This window comes from Myxococcus eversor (assembly GCF_010894455.1).
GTDB lineage: Bacteria > Myxococcota > Myxococcia > Myxococcales > Myxococcaceae > Myxococcus > Myxococcus eversor.
Genome location: NZ_JAAIXY010000053.1, coordinates 1 through 3,958, shown reverse-complemented (window position 1 = coordinate 3,958; position 3,958 = coordinate 1). Strand labels below are relative to the sequence as shown.

Sequence of the window (3,958 nt, the reverse complement as noted above, 5' to 3'; positions counted from 1 at the left end):
TACGCCTCGTAGAGTGCCGCCACCTCCCTCACCAACACCTCTGTCGACCACCCGTCCGACACGATGTGGTGCAGCACCACCACCAGCACGTGCGACTCCGCTGACAACCTCACCAGCGTCACTCGCAGCAGCGGGCCTCGCGTCAGGTCGAAAGGCCTCGCGACCTCCTCGCTCACCCAGCGCAACAGCGTGGCCTCATCCTTGGGCTGTTCGACTCGCCGGAGCTGGAACGCCGTCGGAGGCTGGATGACCTGGACAGGAACGCCACCCTCGTCTGGGAAGCAGGTGCGCAGGCTCTCGTGACGACGCACCACTTCCGCGAAGGCTCGCTCCAGCGCCTCCACATCGAGCGGTCCATCCAACCGGAGCGCGGTCGGAACGTTGTACGCGACGCCCCCGGGTTCGAGTCGATCAAGGAACCACAGTCGCTGCTGCGCGAAGGACAACGGCAGCACACTCCGCCGAGGTGAAGGCCGCAGCGCGGGCAACGAGACGGCTCGCGCGACCTGGTCCACCTTCCGCGCCAACGACTCCAGTGTGGGCGCCTCGAACAGCGCTCGCAAAGGCACTTCCACTCCGAGCGACGCACGGAGCCGAGCCACCACCTGCGTCGCGACGAGCGAATGCCCACCCAAGGCGAAGAAGTCGTCGTGTCGACCCACCCGCTCGACTCGCAAGACCTCCGCCCAGATGGAAGCCAGCGCCTCCTCCATCGGCGTCGCGGGCGGGACGTGCGCATCACCCGACACCACGGCCCCAGTCTCGGGCACTGGCAGCGCTCGACGATCCAGCTTTCCGTTCGGCGTCAGCGGCAACACGTCCAGCCACATGAAGGCCGCGGGCACCATGTGCGCCGGCAATCTCTCCTGGATGAACCCTCGCAAGGCAGCCACCTCCGCGGCCTGCCCGGAACGCGAGACGACATACGCGACGAGGCGCCGGTCTCCAGGCATGTCCTCACGCGCCACCACCACCGCATCGCGCACCGAATGATGCTCGCGCAGGACCGCGGCCACTTCTCCCGGCTCCACCCGGAAGCCGCGCACCTTCACCTGGAAGTCCGAGCGGCCGAGGAACTCCACGCGCCCATCCGCGAGCCACCGCACACGGTCCCCCGTGCGGTACATCCGAGCCCCCGGCATCACACTGAACGGGTCTGGACCAAACCGCTCCGCCGTCAGCTCGGCACGCGACAGGTAGCCACGCGCGACTTGCGCTCCTCCGATGAACAGCTCCCCCGGAACACCGGCCGGCACCGGCTGCAGCTCGTCGTCGAGCACATACACCCGAGCATTCGCCAGGGGACGCCCGAGTGGCACCGTGGCCAGTCGTGTCGACGGATTCGCATCCGTGCGCGCACGCGGCGAAGAGGTCGCAACCCCGCCTGCGAGCACCCCCACCGTCGTCTCCGTGGGGCCGTAGTGATTGAACACCTCGCACTCGGGAGCCAGCGCGCTCACCTGTTCCAGCAACGTCCAGGTGGAGGACTCGCCACCCAGCACCAATCGCTTGCGCGGAAGCACTCGAGCCGGGTCCGGCGCCGTCAACAGCGCGGAGAGATGCGCGGGGACGATCTTCACGCAGTCCACGCCGTGACGCTCGAAGTACTCCGCGACCCCGACGGGATTTCCCGCGCGCTCCGCGGTGAGCACATGCAGCACCCCACCCGTGCACAGCGCGGGGAACAACACCGTGTTCCCCAGGTCGGCGCCGAACGTGGACACCAGCGCGAAGCTGGTGCACTCGCGCAACCGCAACCGCTCCGTCGCCGCCTGGACGTAGTTGACGAGCGCCCCATGCGATACGGCCACGCCCTTCGGGCGCCCCGTGCTCCCCGACGTGAACAACACGTACGCCAGATTCTCCGCGGTCCCTCTCCTGTCCGGGGCGTCCACTCGCTGGAGGGCGAGCTGCTCGGCCTCCGTGTCCAGTTGTACGCACCGCGCCGCACAGGCCTGGAACAAGGCCGCATGACGTGACTCCGTCACCACCACGGGCGCCGCGACCTCTTCCACCATCAGACACAGGCGCGTCGCTGGCTGCGACGGCTCCAGCGGCACATACGCGCCACCTGCCTTCAGGACCCCCAGCAACGCGACCACCAGCTCCACACTCCGGTCCAGGCACAGCGCAACAGGGACATCCGGTCCCACGCCCAAGGCCCGCAGATGATGCGCGAGCTGATTCGCCCGAGCATCGAGCTGCCGATACGAGAGCACCGCCTCCTCGCAGCGCACGGCCGGCGCATCCGGTGTCCGCGCCACCTGCCGTTCGATGAACTGGTGCAGCAACGCGGCTTCGAACGGGGCGTCCACGGCCGTGGTGGCCCAGTCCTCCAGGAGGTGTCGACGCTCGGAGGCGGTCATCAGCGGCAGCGCGGAGAGGCGCTGCTCAGGGTTCGCGGTGATGGACTCCAGCAGGACCTGAAGGTGGGAGACCATGCGAGCCGCCGTGGACGCCAGGAACAGGTCCGAGTTGAACAGCAGCGTCCCCGCGAAACCCTCCACCGTCTCACTCAGGTTCAGCGACAGCTCGAAGCGCGCGGACTCCGTGCCCTCGGTGGCCAGCGGCTTCAGCGACAGCGCGGGCAGCGCCAGGGCCTCCACCGGCGCGTTCTGAAGAACAAAGAGGACCTGGAACAGCGCGGTGCGACTCAAGTCGCGCACGGGGTGGAGCGCTTCCACCAGCTTCTCGAACGGAAGGTCCTGGTGCTCGTAGGCCCCCAGCGTGGTCTCCCGCACCTGGGCCAGCAGCTCGCGGAACGTGTCCCGAGGCCGCGACTGGGCTCGCAGGACCAGCGTGTTGACGAAGAAGCCGATGAGGCCCTCCGTCTCCGCGTACCTCCGTCCCGCGATGGGCGAACCCACGCTGACGTCCTCCTGCCCCGAATAGCGCGACAACAACACCTGGAACGCCGCGAGCAACACCATGAAGGGCGTGGCCCCCTCCGCGCGGGCCAGTGTCCCGATGGCGTCGCTCAGCTCCCTCGAAAGCCGCACCGGCACCGTGGCGCCACGGTGGGACTGAATCGCGGGCCTCGGACCATCCGTGGGCAGTTCGAGATGGGGAGGTGCTCCCGCCAGACGCTTGCGCCAGCCGTCGAGCTGCGCTTCCAGTCGCGCGCCACTCAGCCATTCGCGCTGCCAGCGTGCGTAGTCCGCGTACTGCACGGGGAGCGCGGCGAGCGGTGACTCACGGCCCTCGGAGAATGCGACATAGAGCGCGCTCAGTTCGCGCACCAAAACACCGAGGGACCAGCCATCCGCGATGATGTGGTGCATCACCAGCGAGAGCACGTGCACCTCGGGCTCCAGCCGCGACAACGTGGCTCGCATGAGCCACTTCTGTCCCAGGTCGAACGGGCGCAGCGAATCCTCGACGGCTCGACGGCGCACCTCGGCCTCTTGCGCCGACCCGGTCAGTCCACCGAGGTCTTCAATCGTGAGCGGGAAGTCCGTGGATGGATGGATGACCTGAACGGGCTCGCCCTCATTCAGGGCGAAGGTGGTGCGCAGCGCCTCATGCCGAGCCACCAGTGCGGAGAACGCGCGGTGGAGGGCATCGAAGTTCAGCGCCCCTTCGAGTCGAAGGTGGATGGGGATGTTGTAGGCCGCGCTGCCCGGAGAGAGCTGGTCGAAGAACCACAGTCGCTGCTGCGCGAAGGACAACGGGGGCATCCCCGTGCGCGGCAGCGCGACCAAGGGAAACGCCTCGGACGACGGACCTGCTTCGCGCGAGGAGTCGATGCGCGCGGCCAGGGCTTCGACGGTGGGTGCCTCGAAGAGCGTGCGCAACGGGACGTCCACACCTGTCAGCGCACGCACCCTCGCCACCACCTGCGTCGCCAGCAGTGAGTGTCCTCCCAGCTCGAAGAAGTCGTCCTTCCTCCCCACCCGCTTCGCGCCCAGCACCTCCGCGAAGACCTCCGCCAGCTTCGCTTCCGTCCCTGCTCGCGGGG

The 3,958-nt window shown here is 68.3% G+C and carries 1 protein-coding gene; it reads right to left on the bottom strand.

Features of this window, described 5'->3' with window-relative positions; translation table 11 throughout:
* Window positions 1–3,958 (bottom strand): non-ribosomal peptide synthetase (locus G4D83_RS45040; RefSeq protein WP_163871140.1); only part of this gene is annotated, 3,958 nt, incomplete at both ends.